1 rRNA gene is annotated in these 631 nt (G+C 52.0%); it reads left to right on the top strand.

The window, feature by feature from the left end:
* Nucleotides 1–631 (top strand): 23S ribosomal RNA (locus ACYP2A_RS22215); the annotation flags it as partial.

Here is a 631-nt window from a genome sequence, read left to right on the forward strand (position 1 = left end):
ACTTTGTTGGGTGACTGCGTACCTTTTGTATAATGGGTCAGCGACTTATATTCAGTGGCGAGCTTAACCGAATAGGGGAGGCGTAGCGAAAGCGAGTCTTAATAGGGCGACAGTCGCTGGGTATAGACCCGAAACCGGGCGATCTATCCATGGGCAGGTTGAAGGTTAGGTAACACTGACTGGAGGACCGAACCGACTACCGTTGAAAAGTTAGCGGATGACCTGTGGATCGGAGTGAAAGGCTAATCAAGCTCGGAGATAGCTGGTTCTCCTCGAAAGCTATTTAGGTAGCGCCTCATGTATCACTGTAGGGGGTAGAGCACTGTTTCGGCTAGGGGGTCATCCCGACTTACCAAACCGATGCAAACTCCGAATACCTGCAAGTGCCGAGCATGGGAGACACACGGCGGGTGCTAACGTCCGTCGTGAAAAGGGAAACAACCCAGACCGTCAGCTAAGGTCCCAAAATCCTGGTTAAGTGGGAAACGATGTGGGAAGGCTTAGACAGCTAGGAGGTTGGCTTAGAAGCAGCCACCCTTTAAAGAAAGCGTAATAGCTCACTAGTCGAGTCGGCCTGCGCGGAAGATGTAACGGGGCTCAAACCAGGTACCGAAGCTACGGGTATCATCTT

The organism is Pseudomonas sp. 3A(2025), assembly GCF_054589175.1.